Origin of the sequence: Paenibacillus protaetiae (assembly GCF_004135365.1) — a bacterium.
Lineage (GTDB): Bacteria > Bacillota > Bacilli > Paenibacillales > Paenibacillaceae > Paenibacillus_AP > Paenibacillus_AP protaetiae.
In genome coordinates this window covers 181,409-201,355 of record NZ_CP035492.1, presented here as the reverse complement: position 1 = coordinate 201,355, position 19,947 = coordinate 181,409, and the positions used below count along the sequence as shown (strand labels likewise).

Here is a 19,947-nt window from a genome sequence, read left to right as displayed (position 1 = left end):
GCCGCGATATTTTCTCATTTTCCTTAAAATTCCGGAGAAATTGCGAACGAAGTCCAGCTATTTCCTAAAATCCTCAGCTTTTAACAAAACGTTCACACGGTTTCTTCTTCCTGCGCAATAGCTTCCATGATAATATTCCACAGCTCTTCGCGGCCGCCTCCGGTTTCCGAGGAGAAAAGTACAACCGGATCTGACGGTTCTGCGCCCAGCTCTGTTTTAATCAGCTTGATATGCTTTTCCCATTTGCTGCGGGGCACCTTATCGGCCTTCGTGCATACGATGCAGGTCGGGATGCCAAAATGCTTCAGCCAGTCGTACATCAGCTTGTCATCTGTGGAAGGCGCATGGCGCACATCAATAACAAGCAGCTGGAGCTTTAACGGCTCTCTTGTGCGCAAATACGTTTCGATCATTTGGCCAAACTGCTCGCGCTGCTTTTTGGATACTTTGGCGTAACCGTAACCGGGAAAGTCAACGAGATAAATCATATCGTTCACCCGGTAATAATTGAGCTGCTGCGTTTTACCGGGCTGCGAGCTTGTCCGGGCTAAATTTTTGCGCATCATCAGTTTGTTGATCAATGAAGATTTGCCGACATTAGAACGCCCTGCCAGAGCAATCTCCGGCAAGGCGTCTACAGGATACTGATCCGGTCTGACGGCGCTAATCATAAATTCGGCTTGAGTAATTTTCATAAAATCGGTGTTCCTGCTTTCTGTACGGACTGCTGTTCGACCAGCGCATGCTGCAATACCTCATCCATATGGGATACAGGCACAAATGTCATGTCACTGCGGATGCTGTCCGGAATTTCGTTCAAATCCCGTTCGTTATCTTTCGGGAGCAATATTTTTCGAATACCGGCACGGTGGGCGGCAAGCGATTTTTCTTTCAGCCCTCCGATCGGAAGCACTCTGCCGCGAAGCGTAATTTCGCCGGTCATGGCTACTTCCTTGGATACATAACGACCCGTCAAGGCTGATATAAGAGCGGTTGCCATCGTAATGCCGGCGGAAGGGCCGTCCTTTGGAATCGCGCCTTCCGGAATATGAATGTGAATATCGTTTTTCTCATGAAATTGCGGGTCGATCCCCAGCTCCTCCGCTTTCGAGCGCGTATAGCTGAAGGCCGCTTGCGCGGACTCCTTCATCACGTCTCCGAGCTTGCCCGTTAACGTCAGCTTGCCGCTGCCCGGCATGACGGTCACTTCAATTACAAGCGTATCGCCGCCAACCTCCGTCCAGGCAAGGCCGGTAACGGCGCCAATCTGATCGGACTGCTCAGCAAGGCCAAATCGGAACTTGGAAGGCCCCAGCCATTCCGTCAGCCGCTTGGTATCCACAGTTACTGCTGCGGGCTGTTCTTCTTCAGCCGCGCTGACAATAGTTTTGGCTGCTTTGCGGCAAAGCGAAGCGATTTGCTGCTCCAAATTGCGCACGCCCGCTTCACGCGTATATTCACGAATCAGCTTCAGCAACGCGTCGTCATCCAACACCAGCTGTTCATCCTCCAGCCCATGCTGGCGTTTTTGCTTCGGCAGCAAATACCGTTTGGCGATTTGCAGCTTTTCCAGCTCCGTATAGCCCGGAATATATAAAACTTCCATCCGGTCAAGGAGTGGCCCCGGAATATTGTGCATCGCGTTTGCCGTCGTCACAAACATAACTTTCGATAAATCGAAAGGCGCTTCAATGTAATGATCGCTGAATGTGGCGTTTTGCTCCGGATCCAGCACTTCCAGCAGTGCCGAAGCCGGATCGCCCCGATAATCACTGGCCATTTTATCAATCTCGTCCAGCAAAAAAACCGGATTGGATGAACCGGCTGTCTTCATACCTTGTATAATTCTGCCCGGCATTGCGCCGACATAAGTGCGGCGGTGTCCGCGGATTTCCGCTTCATCCCGCACACCGCCAAGCGATATCCGCACAAATTTGCGGTTAAGCGACTTGGCGATTGATCGGGCAAGCGAGGTTTTGCCGACGCCCGGAGGCCCAACGAGGCATAGGATCGGCCCTTTCATCGCTTTGACCAGCTGCTGCACCGCCAAATATTCCAGAACGCGCTCTTTAGGTTTATCGAGCCCAAAGTGGTCGTCGTTCAATATTTCCTCCGCTTTGCTTAAGCTGAGGTCGTCTTCGGTCTGCTTGCTCCACGGAAGAGATAGCAGCCAGTCGATATAGGTACGGATGACGCCGCCCTCCGCCGAGGTGGACGGCATCTTCTCCAGCCTGTCGATCTCTTTCTCAACCTTCTCTTGTACAGCTTCGGGCGCGCCCGACTCCGCCAGCTGGCTGCGGAGCTCTTCCGCTTCGCTTGCCCTGCCTTCCTTTTCGCCCAGTTCCTTCTGGATCGCCTTCATCTGCTCACGCAAATAATATTCCTTTTGCGTTTTTTCCATCTGTTTTTTGACGCGCTGGTTAATTTTCCTCTCCAGCTCAAGCACTTCCCGCTCGTTGTTCAAAAAGTCGAGCAGCTTCTCCAGACGTTCCCGCACATCAATCGTTTCCAAAATTTCCTGCTTATCTTTTATCTTCAGCGACAGATGGCTTGTAATGACATCAGCCAGGCGGCCGGGATCATCAATATCCGCAACCGCAGCATGCGTCTCGGGCGTGACTTTCTTCGAAAGCGAAATATAATGCTCGAACTGGCTAAGCACCGACCGCATCAGCGCATCCACTTCCGGATCTTCATTGTCCGGCTCCGGAAGCTCCTTCACCATCACTTCATAAAACTCGTCATTGGTCAAATAGCTTGTAATTTCCGCACGGACCACGCCTTCTACAAGCACGCGGATCGTTCCGTTCGGAAGCTTCAGCATCTGCCTGACGCGCGCAATCGTGCCGATCCGGTAAATATCGTCTTCGGTCGGCTCCTCGATGTTCACTTCCGATTGCGAGCATAATAAGATGAGATGGTCTTCAACCATCGACCGCTCCAATGCTTTTACCGACTTATCCCTGCCCACGTCAAGGTGGAGTACCATGCTGGGATATACAAGCAGCCCTCTCAGAGGAAGCAAGGGCAGTTTACGCCCTTTCGATTTTCCAGGCCCCATACCAGCACCCCCCAATAGTTTACGTATTCCTTATTTTATCATTCTGTGGAATCCGCCTGCAAATAAGGGACGGAAGTTGCAATGTACAAATCGGACGGCACCGGTGCCGACGCCGTACTTACGACCTTCAGCTCCGCCGGGAAGATCAGATCGAACACTTCCTCCACCCGGTCGGCGGCGATCACTTCAATGCCTTCCAAATCGGCAAAAAGCGCCTGCCAATTTTCCCGCGGAATAATAACCCGCTTCGCTCCCGCTTGGAAAGCGGCCTCTACCTTGGCAAGCACGCCGCCAACCGGCTTCACGTTGCCGTGAATGCCCACTTCGCCGGTCATCGCAATCGTGTTGTCGACCGGGATGCCTTTAATCGCCGACGCAATGGCCGTCGCCATCGCGATGCCTGCCGACGGGCCGTCGATCGGCGTGCCGCCCGGGAAGTTAATATGCAAATCATAATCGTACGGATTCAGCCCGCAGCGGCGCAGTACAGTCAGCACATTCTCAACCGAACCTCTCGCCATGCTCTTCCGGCGAAGCGTACGCGAGCCGCCGCCCAGCTCCTCTTCATCGACGACACCGGTAATGGTGAATTGCCCCATTCCTTTGGCAGCCGGGATGGCGCTCACTTCAATCTCCAGCAGCGTCCCCATATTCGGCCCGTAAACCGCCAAGCCGTTTACAAATCCGACTTGCGGCTGCTGCGGCACTTTGCGGTCCGGGCGAGGCGGAATTTGGCTGCTGTTGACAACCCATTCGGCATCAGCGGCCGTAATGGTGTCCCTTTTTTCCGACAGCGCCATGCCTGCGGCAAGCTGAATGACGTTAACCGCTTCACGCCCGTTGGTGGCGTAGCGCTTCACAACTTCAATCGCTTCCGGGCAAGGCGGGAAGCCGATTTTTTTCACGGCGTTTTCCGCAATGTCGGCGATTTCGGACGCAAGCAGCGGACGGAAATACACTTCCATGCAGCGCGAGCGGATAGCCGGCGGAATATCCTGCGGCGAGCGCGTTGTTGCCCCAACGAGACGGAAGTCGGCCGGCAGGCCGTTCTGGAATATATCGTGGATATAGACCGGAATGTTGACATCTTCCGAATTGTAATAGGCGCTTTCCAGAAATACTTTGCGATCCTCCAGCACTTTTAAAAGCTTATTCATTTGCACCGGATGCAATTCGCCTATTTCATCAATAAACAATATGCCGCCATGCGCTTTTGTGACAGCGCCGGGCTTCGGCTGCGGAATGCCGGCTACGCCCATCGCGCCAGCCCCTTGATAAATCGGGTCATGGACCGAACCAATGAGCGGATCGGCAATACCCCGTTCGTCAAACCGTGCAGTTGTGGCGTCAATCTCCGTAAACTTCGCATCGGATAGAAACGGCGAAGACGGATTTTTTTTCGCTTCCTCCAGCACCACCCGGGCTGCAGCTGTTTTGCCGACGCCGGGAGGGCCGTAGATGATAACATGCTGCGGATTTGCGCTGCAAAGCGCGGCCTTCAAAGCGCGCAGTCCGTCGCGCTGGCCAACGATATCCTGCATCGTCTGCGGCCTTGTTTTTTCGGCCAGCGGTTTGGTCAGCGATATGGAACGAAGCTTGCGCAGCTTGTCCATCTCCTTGCGAGACTCCCGGTCAACCGCCGAGCGGTTCGTCTTCTGGTTCCGCATCAAATTCCAGAAATAAAGCCCGATAACAACAGCAAAAAAAACTTGAACCAGCATTAATATAATGCTTAAATTCATTATTCAAACACTCCTCTCAGCAACCTACCAAGCTTTACAACATGTACTTGGTAGTATTGCCTCTTAAAGGAGGGAATAATCGCTAATCCGCCCTGAATCTTGAAGCTCTTTCTCTTTTAAAGCTTGTCCGATTGTATAAACCGCATTCCGCCCTTTCCGCTTAGACGCATACATGGCGTAATCCGCGTCGCGAAGCACGCTTTCGAGGGAGCTTCCATATCGATAAGGCGCGATGCCAAAACTGCATGTAATGACCAGCTCTTGCCCCGTAACAGCCGTGAATATTCCGCTGTTTAACCCGGCGCGGATTTGCTCCGCAAGCCGGACCGCCGCTTCTTCTGCGACGAACGGCAGGCCGATGGCAAATTCTTCTCCGCCGTAACGGGCGAACAGCATATCGGCTGACAAATATTGTTGGCAGACCGTTACCACATGCTTTAACGCATTATCGCCGGTTTCATGGCCGTACGTATCGTTAATCCGCTTAAAATAATCAACGTCAAATAATATGAAGGCCAAGGGCGCTTCTGCCAGCTCCGCGCGTTCAATCAGCTCTTTGCTGCGCTGCAAAAATTGCATCCGGTTGTATATGCCTGTCAGCCCGTCATAATAGGCCAGCTGCATCAGCTTCTTCTGAAGCTCGTTTCGTTCCGTAATATCAATCAGCATCACCAGATAACCGAGAAGGTAGCCGGATTTGTTCCGCAGCGCAGACACCCGTACCATATAGCTTAAAGTATCTTCACCGGTTTTCCATTCCGTCTCTACACTCGCATTGTTCATATCGGCAATGTCGGGAAACGGCTTGCCTGTCCATGCGAGCCATACGTCATCCATCTCCCTGCCGACGACCGGCTTGCCGAGTACAGGCATCATTTTGCGCATCGACTGGTTATAATCGACTATCCGCATAGATGAGTCCAAGACGATAACGCCTTCATGCATCCATTCAAAGATGCTTTCTTTGGCGATAGGCACGATCGTTAAAATACGGGTGGAAACAATCGCCCAAATATAAAGGGCGGAGGTGATACACAAAATAACCGGCACGGGGTCCATGCCGTTTGGCGTCCAGCCCATCAAATAAGCAAAAGCGGATATCATCGGCAGCAGCTGGGAGGCCATCAAGGTTACAAGCTGGCGCCGGTATATTTTGTTCGTGTGCTTCCATCTGCTTACGAGCAGAACAAAACCAGCCAGCAGGCATCCAAATGTATACGCCCCATGGACGATGTACCATTGTCCAATTTCTACATCCGCAAGCGGCGTAGCGGTCCCTTCCCGCAAATACACCGACTTATAAAACAAATGATGGTATTCGTTCGTTGCCACCATCAGCAGCGTAATACACGGAATGGTGAGCAGGCCGGCGGCCAATTTGCGCGAGACGGTTTTGCCAAGATACTGCAGCGTCATCATTAAACCAAATACAACGGAAAACGGCATCCCGATATATTCCATAACCGTCCAGAACTTGATTTGGGCAAGCGTATCGCTTGACAGTTCAAAAGCGTACGAAAAAATATATACGACTAACGAAGCGCTATACATCATAAAATAGCGGGCATTCGGAATGCCGGAGCGCTGGGCATAGGCATAACAGCCCAGAAACAAGCTTAATACGCCCGATGTTACAACTAACGTAATGTAAGCCGTAATATTAAAGTCCATATATTAGATAGCCGTCCTCCATAGCTTCAATCATAAACATTTACTATTTTACAGGAAGCGGCGAGCGGTGAATATTAAATTTTTTTCGCATAAAAAATGGCTGAGCCCGTTAGCTCAGCCAGATATAAGTGCTTATTGCAAAGAATGCCGATGCCGGCAAACGCCGTCCCGTCCATTAGTGGTGCACATGCTGCTTCCGCCCCGGAATTTCTCCCGTTGCTTCGTACACGCGGACAATTTCGTCGATTTCTTTTTTCAGCTCGCTCAGCAGTTCTGCTTCCGGCACTTTGCGAATCATTTGCCCGTAGCGGAACAACATGCCTTCGCCGCGCGCACCGGCGATCCCGATATCAGCTTCGCGCGCTTCCCCTGGACCGTTGACGGCGCAGCCGAGCACCGATACTTTAATCGGCACTTTGATTTTCGAAATGTAATCCTCCACCTCATTGGCAATGGAGAACAAATCAATATCCAGCCGTCCGCAGGTCGGGCAGGAAACCAGTGTTGCCGCATTCGTAATAAGTCCAAACGTCTTCAGCAGCTCACGCGCTACTTTCACTTCTTCCACCGGGTCTGCGCTTAAGCTGATCCGAACCGTGTTGCCGATGCCCATCGCAAGCAAAGCGCCGATGCCGGCCGAGCTTTTGATCGTTCCGGAATGAAGCGTGCCGGCTTCCGTAATGCCCAGATGGAGCGGATAGCGGATTTTCTCGGCCGCCATGCTGTAAGCGGCAATCGCCATCGGCACATCCGATGCTTTCAAAGAAACAATGATATCGTGGAAATCCAGCTCCTCCAAAATGCCGATATGGAACAAGGCGCTTTCCACCATTGCTTCCGGCGTTGGGTAACCGTATTTCTCAAGCAGATGGTTTTCCAGCGAACCGGCGTTAACGCCAATCCGGATTGGAATCCCTTTCTCCTTACAAGCTTTAACGACAGCTTCCACTTTCTCGCGGCGGCCGATGTTGCCCGGGTTGATGCGAACCTTGTCAATCCCGTTTTCGATCGCAGCAAGCGCCAGCCGGTAATCAAAATGAATATCGGCAACAAGCGGAATATGAATCCGTTTTTTTATTTCTTTAATGGCTTCAGCCGCTTCCTTGTTGTTCACCGTAACGCGAACGATTTGACAGCCTGCTTCCTCCAAGCGCAAAATTTCCGCTACGGTCGCTTCTACATCAGCTGTCTTCGTCGTGCACATGCTTTGAATGATAACCTCATCACTGCCGCCAATCGTTAAATTGCCGACTTTAACCGGTATGGTATCCTTACGAGTGTACATAAAGCGATCCTCTCCCATGAACGCCAAAGTCCACCCCGAACAGAGACGTCCGGGGTGGAATTTATTGGCGTTTAATGCGCCGACAAGCTTAGGCGCTTTCTTCTTTTTTCTTGCCGCCTTTTTTCGAGGTCAGCTCAGGCATAATTTTTTCGTTCACCACTTGCTCCGTAATGACGCAGCTGTTCACGTCTTCGCGGGAAGGGGCTTCGTACATAATTTCAAGCATAATGCCTTCAATGATGGCACGCAAGCCGCGAGCGCCGGTATTGCGCTTGATCGCTTCTTTGGCAATCGCTTCAAGAGCAGCCGGTTCGAAGTCGAGCTTCACGTTATCCATCTCAAGCATTTTTTGGTATTGCTTCACGAGCGCATTTTTAGGTTCGGACAAAATCCGTACCAATGCGGCTTCATCAAGCGGCTCGAGTGTCGAGATAACCGGAAGACGGCCGACAAATTCCGGAATAAGACCGAATTTGAGCAGGTCTTCAGGCAATACCATCGACAAGTATTCGCCCGGTTTCAAATCTTTTTGCGCTTCGCCATTCGAATGGAAGCCAATCACTTTTTTGCCGATCCGGCGTTTGATCAATTGCTCCAGGCCGTCAAATGCACCGCCGCAAATGAACAGGATGTTCGTCGTATCGATCTGGATAAACTCCTGATGCGGATGTTTTCTTCCGCCTTGCGGAGGCACCGAAGCAACCGTACCTTCCAAAATTTTCAGAAGCGCCTGCTGCACGCCTTCGCCCGAAACATCGCGGGTAATCGAAGGATTTTCCGATTTGCGGGCTACTTTATCAATTTCGTCGATATAAATAATGCCGCGTTCCGCTTTTTCCACGTCATAGTCAGCGGCTTGAATCAGCTTCAATAGGATGTTCTCCACATCTTCGCCGACATAACCGGCTTCCGTCAAGGAAGTCGCGTCCGCAATAGCGAACGGAACGTTCAAAATTTTGGCCATCGTTTGCGCAAGCAGCGTTTTACCGGAACCGGTTGGGCCTACGAGCAAAATATTGCTTTTCGAAAGCTCAACGTCTTCCACTTTGCTTTGCGAATTCACGCGTTTGTAATGGTTGTAAACGGCAACGGCAAGCGATTTTTTCGCTTGTTCCTGGCCGATGACGTACGAATCCAAAATCGCACGGATGTCTTTTGGTTTCGGAATATCTTTCATGTCGAGCTCTTCTTCGTGTCCAAGCTCTTCCTCTACGATTTCCGTGCACAATTCGATGCATTCATCGCATATATATACGCCGGGACCGGCTACCAGTTTGCGAACCTGATCCTGGGATTTGCCGCAAAATGAACATTTCAATTGTCCTTTTTCATCATTAAATTTGAATCCCACCCGAGATCACCCCTTTAATCCATCATTTGGTGAAGTAATTACTTTGTCAATCAATCCGTAAGCCAAGGCTTCCTCGGCGCTCATGAAGAAGTCGCGGTCGGTGTCCCGGTCGATTTTCTCATAAGGCTGTCCGGTACGGTCCACATAAATTTGGTTCAGCTTTTGCTTCGTTTTTAAAATCCAATCCGCATGGATTTTAATATCCGTTGCCTGGCCTCTTACACCGCCCAACGGCTGGTGAATCATGACCTCGCTGTTCGGGAGCGCAAAACGTTTGCCCGGCGCGCCCGCCGTCAATAAAATCGAGCCCATGCTGGCCGCCATGCCTACGCAAATCGTCGACACATCCGGCTTAATGTACTGCATTGTATCGTAAATACCCATACCGGCCGTTACCGAACCGCCTGGGGAGTTAATGTAAAGATGAATGTCCTTCTCCGGATCGTCGGCCGCCAAAAACAGCAGCTGAGCAATGATGGAGTTCGCCACGTCATCATCAATAGCACTCCCTAGGAATATGATGCGATCCTTCAGCAGACGAGAGTAAATATCGTAAGAACGTTCCCCGCGATTTGTTTGTTCAACTACGATCGGTACCAGATTCATGCGACCAACCTCTTTTCGGTTTATGACTTCAGTTACTTTTCCCATTGTATCACGTGAACGGCGCAATGTCATTTTCTCCGGTCTTTACAGTATACGATGGGGTTATTCGATATGTACCACGGCAGATTGCCCTGCTGCCATGAAATTTATTATATGTATTACTGATATCCAGCATATGTGGTGAAAATAAGGCACGTTCTATTAACGTGCCTTATCTTCAAAAGGTTTTGCTTTTATTTAATTTTACGGTTACGGCAAAGTTTTAAGCTGCAACCGTTTTGCTGTTTTCAACGAGGAACTTGATCGTTTGACGCAACTGCAGATCTTCACGCAGGCTGTCGATGCTGCCGTTGCGAGTAAACAGTTCGCGCAGCTCTTCAGCAGAACGGCTGTACGAAGGAGCCAGTTTTTCCAGCTCTGCCGTTACGTCTTCTTCGGAAATTTCAATGTTTTCCGCTTTAGCGATTGCGTTCAGAACCAGATTGTTGCGAACGCGTTTTTCAGCGTCAGCACGCATTTGACCGCGAAGAACCGATTCGTCTTGGCCGGAGAACTGGTAGTACAGGTCCATGTTCATGCCTTGCATGCGAAGGCGGTTTTCGAAGTCGCGCACCATAAAGTCGATTTCGCGTTCGATCATCGCTTCAGGAATTTCGATTTCGGCGTTTTCCGAAGCTTTTTCGATAACAGCCGCTTCAAGGGCTTGTTCGTTATCTTGCTCTTTGCGTGCTTTCAGCTTTTCGGAAAGGTCTTGTTTGTATTCGTCAAGCGTATCGAACTCGCTTACGTCTTTCGCGAACTCATCGTCAAGGGCAGGCAGGTTTTTGCGTTTGATTTCATGCAGCTTCACTTTGAATACAGCCGGTTTGCCAGCCAGTTCAGCAACATGGTACGTTTCAGGGAACGATACTTCAACATCCTTGAAATCGCCGATGTTCATGCCAACCACTTGCTCTTCAAAGCCCGGGATGAACGAATTCGAGCCCAGCTCGAGGGAATAACGCTCGCTTTTGCCGCCGTCGAACGCAACGCCGTCAACGAATCCTTCAAAGTCGATGACCGCAACGTCGCCTTGCGCAGCAGCGCCTTCTTCAACGGTAACGAGTTCAGCATGGCGTTGTTGCAGACGCTCCAGTTCAGCGTTCAGCTCTTCTTCCGTTACTTCGGAAGCCAATGCAGGAACTTCAAGGCCTTTGTATTCGCCGAGCTTCACTTCAGGCTTAACAACTACTTTAGCTTTGAATTTGAACGTTTGGCCTTTGCCAAATTGCTCCACGTCGATTTCAGGACGGTCAACCGGCTCGATGTTTGTTTCTTTGACAGCTTCCGCATATACGTCAGGCAGAATGATGTCGATGGCGTCTTGGTACAGGCTTTCCACACCAAAACGGGATTCGAACAAGGAACGAGGCACTTTACCTTTACGGAAACCAGGTACGTTCACTTGTTTCACTACTTTTTTAAACGCTTGATCAAGAGCGGATGCTACTTTTTCCGCTTCAACCTCAACATCGATCGATACGAGGTTAGTGTCTATTTTTTCCCAAGTTGCTTTCATTTTATGCTTTCCCCTCCAAAAATACGCATATATCGTATGCATTCACGTTCCATAAACCATTCCATTATAATCAAACAAGCTTCCTATTTCAAGGCTAGGAATCAGGCCCTCCCGCCTGCTGCATAACCGCTACCTGGCGAAGTGTCCGGCAAGCCTGCTCATAACGAAACCGGAGCGGCTCCGTTATGCTGTATGTATCCCGTATAAAATCATCATCCGCTTTGCCGTAAACGGACAACAAAAGCGTTACGTGAAGCGCGGCAGCATAGCAATCCACCCAATCTTCATCGCCCTCCAGCATCCATTCAAAGGAAGAAGTGCCGTACAAATATTGGATGCTGTGTTTCCATAATTCTCTTGCAAAATGCGGCAGCGTCGGATCATCGGCTTCCGTCACCGACTCTACCCTTTCCACAATTTGGCTGACCGCAGCCGGAAAATCCTCCATGGATAGCGGGGTCTTCTCCAGCTCGAGCTCGACCTGTTCGCCAAGGCGCTCCAGTGTAATCCGTCCGGAAGCCCCCGCTTGCGCAGGCATTGCAGCGCATGGAACTGCACAACCGGATGGACCGGCTCCGACTCCAGCCATTCTGTAATAATGTCCGTCACTTCAGGCGCTTGTATGTATACGGAACGCTCCAATGCCAGCAGCTGCTGATCGACCATCGGATGGTTCTTCATAATATACAGAACCTGATTGATATAATCCTGGTCCTGATCTTTAGGATTCAGCAGCTGTTCGCGCAATGCAGCCTCGTCCTCTTCCGGCTCTTGGCGCTCCGTGCCGCCGTATTCATCCGCCGGAAATGCCATATCCAGCCATGACAAAAGATTAGACCATTCCTCATAATGCCTCTCTTCTTCCCCTGGCATTGCAAAAGAAAGCGCAGCAGCTCTTTGGCTGCTTCATATTGCTCCGATTCCAGCATGCGCGTCAGCTGAATCTGATACCGGTCGAGCATGCTCGGAAACAGATACACATTATCCGTCCGTTTATCCTGCTGGTCGTTGGTTGTCGAGATGGTAACACCGCCTTAATTTTCCAAAAAAAGTTCTGAAAAGTATTTGCGTTCGATTATAACATGGATAGTAAGAAGAAAAAACTGAATGCTTTTAATGAATTGTGCCCTTTAAAAGCGCTGGACAAGCTCAATCAAAAGCTATATAATTTTCCCAAGTTCTTTGTTTCTTCTAAATGATGCGGGTGTAGTTCAATGGCAGAACGCCAGCTTCCCAAGCTTGAGGCGAGGGTTCGATTCCCTTCACCCGCTCCACATGACCGCAAAAGCTTTTGCACAAGCAAAGGCTTTTTTTTTATTTTATCCTTCCCGCTTTAAAATAAATCTTCATTGCCGGCCCATCCATGCCGATATCCTTTACAGCATCGCATTTTACCGCTGTTAGGAGGGACACGTATGGAAATTGGTGCATTGTCTTCCTCGACGAGCCAAACCGGCCTCATGCAAGCTGTAGGTCTGAAAGTGCTGCATATGGCGAATCAAGAGGCGCAGCAACAAGGAAACGGCATTGTCGAGATGATGAGAAGCGCTCAGCCGCATTTGGGGCAGCATATCGACCTAAAAGCGTAACCCTTTCGGGTTGCGTTTTTTGTCAAAAAAATTGTTGCATTTTGCTAATCACCCGTGATATAATCTATCTCATGTCCCAGTAGCTCAGCTGGATAGAGCACACGCCTTCTAAGCGTGCGGTCGGGGGTTCGAATCCCTCCTGGGACGTTTCCCTACAGCATCTAATTTCATGATATGAATAAACCAAAAACCTTGAAAACAGTGGTCATCCATGTTTTCAAGGTTTTTTTATTTGAACATGGATTTCTATCGTCCCCCTGCCGATTCTGCGGTATAAAATTCCATTTCCACAAAAATTGATCAATACAGATATAGAGTTAAATAGATTCAAAAAGAAGCATCATGTAAAATCACTTGCATTACAGCATGCCGCTTGCGTGAGCGGCATGCTCCTGCAGCTGTTCAGCTAACCGGAGAGCTGTCGAAAACAGTCGTATTGCGTATTACTTCCGCTCCATTAGACTGGATATATTTTCCTATTTTGTAATATTGAAGAAGGTATATCTTTACCGGGATCGAACATGGTGTAGACAGCTATCCTTTATAACTCCATAGTCCCCGCCTTATTGATAAACGGATAGGCCGAGAAGGGAGATGAGCAGGAGCAATAGCGTACGCTTTTTTCGACCGCTGACAGAGAGCGCTTCCGCGCCTTGAGCGAGCGGTGAACTGAAGCCATCAAGCTGTCTAATTCGAGTAGGAGGTAAGGGTCCGTATGAGTAAGAAAGGCACAAAAAGGTTCAGCAGCATTTTTGTAAGCGTTTTAATGGCGATATCGATGGCGCCTTCCGCATTTGCTACGAATTATTACAATCCATCCGACCAAGGGCCTTCTTTGGCCGGTCCCCCTGCCGGGCGCGAATATTTTCCGGCAGATCCAAGCGAGCTGCCCAGCTCGGAAGGGCTTCCCGACCTGTTCAAATTTTTGGATCCTTCGGAAGGCACGGACGGTTATGTGACAACGAAGGAACAATGGGATGACCGCCGGTCGGAGTTGTCCGATCTGCTGCAATATTATTATTACGGTTATAAACATGAAACAGATAAATCCGACGTCACCTATTCAGGTTCGTTCGGCACAACCAATGCAACGTTAACCGTTACGGTCAGCAATCCGGATAATGATAAATCCGCAAGCTATGACGTGACCGGCATCTATATCCCGACTTATAAAGAAGGAGTAGCGGATGAAGACTTGCAGCCGGGCGAAACGAATATCGCCCCTCCTTATCCATTCGTTATCGGTGTAGGCGGAGGCGTATCGGCCAATATGCGCAACGCCTTTTTACGGCGCGGTTACGCGGTGATGAATAACCCTACCAACACGATTTACAGCGATAACGCATCCCGCTCAGGCGTCTATACCACGCTGTATCCTTTTGATAAAGATACGTATGAGGGCGATTCCGGCGCCTTGATGGGCTGGGCTTGGGGCATATCCCGCACAATCGACGCGCTTGAGAACGGCGCTTACGAAGGGCTGATTGACCCAACCCGCTCCGTAGTTACGGGCGTATCCCGCAACGGCAAAGGCGCCGCACTCGCAGGCGCATTCGACGACCGGATCAGCATTGTCGTTCCGGTTGACCCCGGACAAGGCGGCATCGCCTCCATGCGATACACTTCAGAAGGGCGTATTTATAACTATAATGTGCCGGATGCAACAACCGGATCGCCAAATGCGGCATCCAGCAACTCCAACATGAACCGCAGCTTCTTCCGCAATGAGAAGCCAACCAATCTGCTATCTTCTTCCGAAGCGCACTGGCTGGACATTAAGGCGGAAGGTTTCCGCAACGACGTGGACAAGCTTCCGTTTGACTCCCATGCGCTGGCTGCGCTCATTGCGCCAAGACCGCTGCTCACTTTTACCGGAGAGGGCTTTGATTGGCTAAGCTCCCCTTCCAATGTGCTTGCAACGGCAGCAGCCAAAGAAGTATACGAGTTTCTTGGCGCAGGCGACAATATCGGCATTGTTGTCCATGACGGCGCGCATGCGTTCCAGGACCGCGACCATGCTTATATGCTGGCGATCATGGATCGTGAGTTCCGCGGCGACCATCAAAGCGAGCAATTACAGACCGAAGGCCCGGACACGCTGGGCGTTACGGTAAATCCGCCGATCCGTCCGGCACAAACGTTCAGCAGCGTATGGGATATGTCTGCCTATCCGTTTGAAGTGGACAGCTCCTATATTCAATGGTCGCGTCCGGGCAAATATACGCTCTATACGACAAACGAATTGCTCACCGCGGGTTATGCGGCAACAGTCAAAGCTTATTCCAACGCTCCGCGCGTTCAACTGGACACGGGCTCCGGCGTGTATACGGCAGATGTCAAAAACGGCATCGCAACCTTTAACCTTAAGGCGAATCAAGTTACGCAAGGGCGGTACACGCTCTCTACCATCGGCGGCGATGAGGATACGCAAACGGTCTATCTCCAATGTTATGATTTGACAAGCATTTTGCGTACAAGCATTACTGGAGACGACACCGGCGATCAGCGCTGGGTATTCGGCTTTACAAGCAAAGTCGACCCGGATGCGATTAAAATGTTCGCCAATAATACGCCTATCCCGGCCAGCAAAAACGAAGGAGAAGAGCCCGGCTGGATATTAAGCTACGGCGCATCTATCAACACCGGGTATTCAAGCGCGGATGCGGACGGGTCGAATGTGAAACACTTTTTCCAGGATGAAGTTTCTGACTTCCCGGCCAGCTACACTGCTAATACCAACCGCGTCGTCCGGCTGGAGGATGTGGTGCTTGAATCTTTGCCGAACTTCAACTTCCAATTCTCTTACGACATTAATATGGCGAAAAGCGTCTTGAAACCTTCTTGGCCTTCTACCAATATTAAAATTGGCCCAAGCCCGGACTGGCCGGTATATCCGAACAAAAACACCGATACAGGCGAACGGCCGGAGCAGCTGCCTTGGCCGGCAACAAGCCTTGGCGCTGTCGCCTTCAACCCGGACAACGCCAAAATCACTACCCAAACCAATAACGTAACGATTGGCTTTGAAAATCCGATGGATACGCAAAATATCGGTTTTGGCACAAACTTCGCCGACGACTACACTTTATCGTGGAATGAAGACAACACCAAGCTGACCATCGGCTTTAACCATGCGGTTTCTGCCGGCAGCCAGCTCATTATTGCCCGCTTGAAGGATGCCGCCGGCAACGTCAACGTGCAGCCTTATGTATTTGACCTGTCTCCGCAATCGACGGGAGGAGACACCGGCAGCCATAACCCGCCGTCAGTGACAAATCCGGCGCAGCCGGAAGTTCCAGTGCAGCCGGAGCATCCGTTTGTTGATATTGAAGGCCACTGGGCGGCACCTTATATTGAGTCGCTGGCTGCTCAGCAATACATTAGCGGCACTGGCGACGGCCGGTTTAATCCAAACGGTATTCTGACCCGTGCCGAAATTGTACAAATGCTGTTTAACGCATTCGGCAAAAAGGCGGCAGCCGATCATGCACTGCCGTTTGAAGATACGGTGCCGGGCGTCTGGTACACCGATGCGGTTGCTTGGGCAGCGGATCAAGGCATCGTTACCGGCTATACCACATCCCGTTTCGGCCCGTCCGATCCGATTACCCGGCAAGATTTTACCGTTATCCTATCCCGCCTTGCCGCTATGTACCATCTGGATTTGAAACCGGCGGCGCAGGGGCAGCCGTTCGCCGATGATTCGCTCATAAGCGGCTACGCAAAGGATGCCGTTTATCAGCTTCAGGCAGCCGGAATTATTGGCGGCAAAGAAAACCATCAATTTGATCCAAAAGGCCGCGCAACACGTGCAGAGGCAGCCAAAATGCTGTACCTCACGCTGGATAAAGCCGGCCTGATCGATCCGAAATACGCTGTTGAATCATAATCAGCCCAAGGAGCCGCGAGCAGCGGCTCCTTTCTTTTTGTATGGCATCGACATTCTTTTCCCTATGAATTATGCTAGTCCGGAGACTGCTCGATGCATATAAGGGAGGAATCCTTGTGACATACCGTTCTACAAAATGGCTTATTTTACTTACGCCAACCTTGACCATCGGATTGTGGGAATATATCCGTCATACGCTTCTTTTGCCTTATTTGTCGATGGAAGCCGGCAATTTTATGGCTCCGGTTATCGTATTGGCCGTCACCGTTACCGTCGTACGCAAGCTGTTTGCCGTTCTGGAGCAGACAAGGCGCGCGCTGGAACAGGAACGGATCGCGTCAGCTTCGCATCAGGAGCGCGAGCAGCTGTCCAGAGAACTCCACGACGGCATTTCGCAGTCGATGTTTCTGTTATCGGTCAAGCTGGACCAGTTGGACCGGCTGACGCTGCCGGAGGGCGCACGCCAAACATCCGAGCAAATCCGCGCGACCGTCAAACATATTTACGAAGATGTACGGCAGCTGATCGCCAATTTGCGAATGCCAAAAACAGCTCCCGACGAGTCATGGTTGCAGTCGATCGGTCAGCTCGCTGCAGATCTTGAGCAAAGCGGAACGATGCGGATCCGGCTGGACATGGATATGCCGGACAAGCTGCTTACGAGCAAAGCCAAAGTCGAGCTGCTCGCCATCGTGCGGGAAGCGATGTTTAATGCGCAAAAACATGCCCATGCAAGCCAGCTTATTGTCCGCTGCAGCCCCGGGTCTCAGGGCGGCTGGCGCTGCTCGGTCAGCGATGACGGCGTAGGGATCAGCGAAGAGCGGCGCCATGCTAAAGGGCATTACGGCATTCGGATGATGGAGGATCGGGCGAATGCGATGGGCTGGGATTTATCAATCGGCAACAGCCGGAACCATCCGCCGCATGGAACGCTCGTTACCATTTCGGCAGAAAGGAGCTTATGATGAGCGAATTGGCAGCCGGCAAAAAAATTAAAGTGCTTATCGTAGACGACCACCCGCACGGCAGGGAAGGCATTCGCGATATTATCCGTATGGACAGCAGCTTTGATATCGTAGGCGAAGCCGACAGCGGAGAAGCTGCGCTGGCGGCAGTTCAGAAAGCAGAACCCGACCTTATTCTAATGGATATCCATATGCCGGGTATGGGCGGTTTGGAGGCGACGCAGCAAATGAAGCTGCTGTACCCGTCTGTTATCATTGTGATGGTAACGGTCTCCGACGACAGCACTCATCTGTTTGAAGCAATTAAACGAGGAGCGCAAGGTTATTTGCTTAAAAATCTTGCGCCTTCTTCCTGGCTGGAATATTTGCGCGCTGTAGCCGTTGACGAAGCGCCCGTATCCAAGGAGCTTGCCTACCGGCTGCTCCGCGAATTCGATCCGGCCCAGAAAACGCCGGCCCGCACCAGCCCTTCAGATTGGCCAAAGCCGGATCGCGGCGATGAGACAGCTTCCCCCCTCACCAACCGCGAATTGGAAATATTAGAGCAGGTTGCGCTCGGCTTCTCCAATAAAGCAGTCGCTGAAGCGTTTGGCCTTTCGGAGCATACGGTCAAAAACCATCTCAAAAACATTTTGCAAAAGCTGCATTTGCGCAACCGCGTTCAGCTTGTCCGTTATGCAATTGAAAAAGGAATGGCATCCGGCGATAATAAGCCGCGATAAACCACAATCATATGACATCGTTTTGTCACAACCGATAGCCCTTTCGAGTCATGCAAAACTCCTTTTCCCCCTTATAGTAGAAACAAAGAGAAATAACAATAATAAGGACGAAAAGGGGTTATAAGCATGCTAAAAAAAGGAAAATGGAGCATTATGCTTGCTGTCGCAGGCCTGCTGCTTTTTGCCAATATGGCCAGCGCCCATGTTACGGTCAGCCCGCAAAAGGCTGAACAAGGCGCTTATCAAGTATTTACGGTAAGGGTTCCGAGCGAAACCAAAGATAAGCATACGGTCAGCGTGTCGGTGGATATTCCGGAAGGCGTTATCGTAAGCCGGACAACACCTATTCCGGGCTGGAGCTACATCTTTACAAAAGATGCAGACGGCAAAGTAACGAATGTAAAATGGACAGCCGACAACGAAGGGTTGTCCCAAACGGAATTTCAGGACTTTCAGCTGTCCGGCCGCGTACAAGACGATGCCGCAGACCTCGTCTGGAAAGCTCATCAAACGTACAATGACGGCGAAGTGATTGACTGGGCGGACACAGCCGCCGATGCGCAGTTCCCGGCTTCGATCACAACGGTATCTGCAGCCGGCTCACTCACCGACGAAGGCGGCGGCGCCAAACAAGATTGGGCGCTCGGCCTTTCGATAGCCGCCGTTGTCCTTGGCGCAGCTGCACTAGCTGCTGCGGTTGCCGGCAGCAGAAGAAAAACCTCCAACTAACAAAAAAACGCCATGATTCCGCATGGACCGCTGGAGCAGCAGCTCTTGAGCATCCCAATGGAATATGGCGTTTTTTTCGATTATGGTTGCAGCCCAAAACCGGGCGGCCGTTTAGTTAAAGCTGCGGCCGCCTGCCCCGGCAGGCTGGCCTCGTTCTGCGGAAGGCATCCCGGCATCAGTCTGCCTATCCGGCACGGCCGGCCTCTCTTCTGTGCGGCCTTGCCCTTCCGGCAGCACCCATTTGGGTTTCCTCGGCAGCTTGGCCCCTGTGTCCGCCGGCATGCCCCCTCTCCAAGGAAACATAAATTCCCGCTTCAATCCGCTTCTCCCTCCTAGAACAATCCCATCGATTCAATATGCGCTTTTGTTTCAGCCGTCCCGCATTCATAGAGCAGCCTATAGATTTGCTCTACCGTATCATCGTATCCGCTGTTCAGCTTCCGGTCGTCATCCGTATGAAATACGGACAGACTGTACGCTCCCGCCCCCGCTTCATCAATGCTGGACAATTCGCCAAACAGTTCCTGAAGCCGGGCATATTGTTCGGCGTTTGCCCGTATAACCAGCTCGTACGAAGTTGAGTGCGGATCCTCCAGCACTTGTCCCGCCTGAACCGATACGTAATAGGTTTTGATCTCATCTTTATCGTATTCATCATGCGCCATGATGGATCAGGTCAGCTCCTTCCTGCAATAGAAACGCCTACCCGCACAAAAATGCGGCAATCTCCTTCACTAGCATCCCCCATCGGACAGACAATTTATCCCTTGATTCCGCAT

General features: G+C 51.1%; 17 protein-coding genes and 2 tRNA genes. 7 read left to right on the top strand and 12 right to left on the bottom strand.

Features of this window, described 5'->3' with window-relative positions; all coding sequences use genetic code 11:
- Nucleotides 1-92: 92 nt before the first annotated feature.
- From yihA to ET464_RS20080, 10 genes are all read right to left on the bottom strand, one after another.
- Nucleotides 93-695, bottom strand: coding sequence for a ribosome biogenesis GTP-binding protein YihA/YsxC (yihA, locus tag ET464_RS00825; RefSeq protein WP_129437420.1), 603 nt, complete (start codon nucleotides 693-695; stop codon nucleotides 93-95).
- Entirely contained in the window at nucleotides 692-3,061 is a 2,370-nt protein-coding gene (lon, locus tag ET464_RS00820) for an endopeptidase La (RefSeq protein WP_129437417.1), read from the bottom strand. Before lon ends, yihA begins: the two co-directional genes overlap by 4 nt.
- A 38-nt stretch (nucleotides 3,062-3,099) precedes the next feature.
- Entirely contained in the window at nucleotides 3,100-4,803 is a 1,704-nt protein-coding gene (gene lonB, locus ET464_RS00815) for an ATP-dependent protease LonB (protein WP_129437415.1), read from the bottom strand.
- A 63-nt stretch (nucleotides 4,804-4,866) separates the two neighbouring features.
- A complete protein-coding gene (locus ET464_RS00810; protein WP_129437412.1) occupies nucleotides 4,867-6,474 on the bottom strand; it encodes a histidine kinase N-terminal 7TM domain-containing diguanylate cyclase in 1,608 nt (535 codons plus the stop codon).
- Nucleotides 6,475-6,649: 175 nt separating this feature from the next.
- Nucleotides 6,650-7,759 (bottom strand): flavodoxin-dependent (E)-4-hydroxy-3-methylbut-2-enyl-diphosphate synthase, encoded by a 1,110-nt coding sequence (gene ispG / locus ET464_RS00805; protein ID WP_129437410.1) that lies wholly within the window; start codon nucleotides 7,757-7,759, stop codon nucleotides 6,650-6,652.
- Nucleotides 7,760-7,847: 88 nt separating this feature from the next.
- Nucleotides 7,848-9,110, bottom strand: a complete 1,263-nt coding sequence (gene clpX, locus ET464_RS00800) for an ATP-dependent protease ATP-binding subunit ClpX (protein WP_129437408.1) — start codon at nucleotides 9,108-9,110, stop codon at nucleotides 7,848-7,850.
- Nucleotides 9,111-9,116: 6 nt separating this feature from the next.
- Complete coding sequence (gene clpP, locus ET464_RS00795; protein ID WP_129437406.1) at nucleotides 9,117-9,716, bottom strand: ATP-dependent Clp endopeptidase proteolytic subunit ClpP; 600 nt, start codon at nucleotides 9,714-9,716, stop codon at nucleotides 9,117-9,119.
- Between the two features lie 262 nt (nucleotides 9,717-9,978).
- The gene (gene tig / locus ET464_RS00790) at nucleotides 9,979-11,274 is read right to left on the bottom strand and encodes a trigger factor (RefSeq protein WP_129437404.1); all 1,296 of its coding nucleotides are present in this window, start codon (nucleotides 11,272-11,274) and stop codon (nucleotides 9,979-9,981) included.
- Between the two features lie 94 nt (nucleotides 11,275-11,368).
- Entirely contained in the window at nucleotides 11,369-11,722 is a 354-nt protein-coding gene (locus ET464_RS20085) for a hypothetical protein (protein ID WP_244226612.1), read from the bottom strand.
- Entirely contained in the window at nucleotides 11,677-12,102 is a 426-nt protein-coding gene (locus ET464_RS20080) for a hypothetical protein (RefSeq protein ID WP_244226611.1), read from the bottom strand. Before ET464_RS20080 ends, ET464_RS20085 begins: the two co-directional genes overlap by 46 nt.
- Nucleotides 12,103-12,474: 372 nt before the next feature.
- Here ET464_RS20080 and ET464_RS00780 point away from each other — a divergent pair.
- The 7 genes from ET464_RS00780 (at nucleotide 12,475) to ET464_RS00750 (ending at nucleotide 19,168) form a co-directional block, all read left to right on the top strand.
- Nucleotides 12,475-12,548 (top strand) — tRNA-Gly (locus tag ET464_RS00780).
- 141 nt (nucleotides 12,549-12,689) lie between these two features.
- Complete coding sequence (locus ET464_RS00775) at nucleotides 12,690-12,863, top strand: YjfB family protein (RefSeq protein ID WP_129437402.1); 174 nt, start codon at nucleotides 12,690-12,692, stop codon at nucleotides 12,861-12,863.
- A 73-nt stretch (nucleotides 12,864-12,936) separates the two neighbouring features.
- Nucleotides 12,937-13,010: transfer RNA gene (locus ET464_RS00770), tRNA-Arg, on the top strand.
- Nucleotides 13,011-13,578: 568 nt separating this feature from the next.
- Entirely contained in the window at nucleotides 13,579-16,752 is a 3,174-nt protein-coding gene (locus tag ET464_RS00765; protein ID WP_129437400.1) for an S-layer homology domain-containing protein, read from the top strand.
- Nucleotides 16,753-16,868: 116 nt separating this feature from the next.
- Nucleotides 16,869-17,717 (top strand): sensor histidine kinase, encoded by an 849-nt coding sequence (locus tag ET464_RS00760; RefSeq protein WP_129437398.1) that lies wholly within the window; start codon nucleotides 16,869-16,871, stop codon nucleotides 17,715-17,717.
- Nucleotides 17,714-18,439 (top strand): response regulator, encoded by a 726-nt coding sequence (locus ET464_RS00755; protein WP_165279859.1) that lies wholly within the window; start codon nucleotides 17,714-17,716, stop codon nucleotides 18,437-18,439. The genes ET464_RS00760 and ET464_RS00755 overlap by 4 nt, the downstream gene beginning before the upstream one ends.
- A 126-nt stretch (nucleotides 18,440-18,565) precedes the next feature.
- Nucleotides 18,566-19,168 (top strand): YcnI family copper-binding membrane protein, encoded by a 603-nt coding sequence (locus ET464_RS00750; RefSeq protein ID WP_208543872.1) that lies wholly within the window; start codon nucleotides 18,566-18,568, stop codon nucleotides 19,166-19,168.
- A 111-nt stretch (nucleotides 19,169-19,279) separates the two neighbouring features.
- Here the strand turns inward: ET464_RS00750 and ET464_RS00745 are convergent, their stop codons facing one another.
- A complete protein-coding gene (locus tag ET464_RS00745; protein WP_129437396.1) occupies nucleotides 19,280-19,486 on the bottom strand; it encodes a hypothetical protein in 207 nt (68 codons plus the stop codon).
- Between the two features lie 14 nt (nucleotides 19,487-19,500).
- Nucleotides 19,501-19,833 (bottom strand): hypothetical protein, encoded by a 333-nt coding sequence (locus ET464_RS00740; protein WP_129437394.1) that lies wholly within the window; start codon nucleotides 19,831-19,833, stop codon nucleotides 19,501-19,503.
- Between the last annotated feature and the right edge of the window lie 114 nt (nucleotides 19,834-19,947).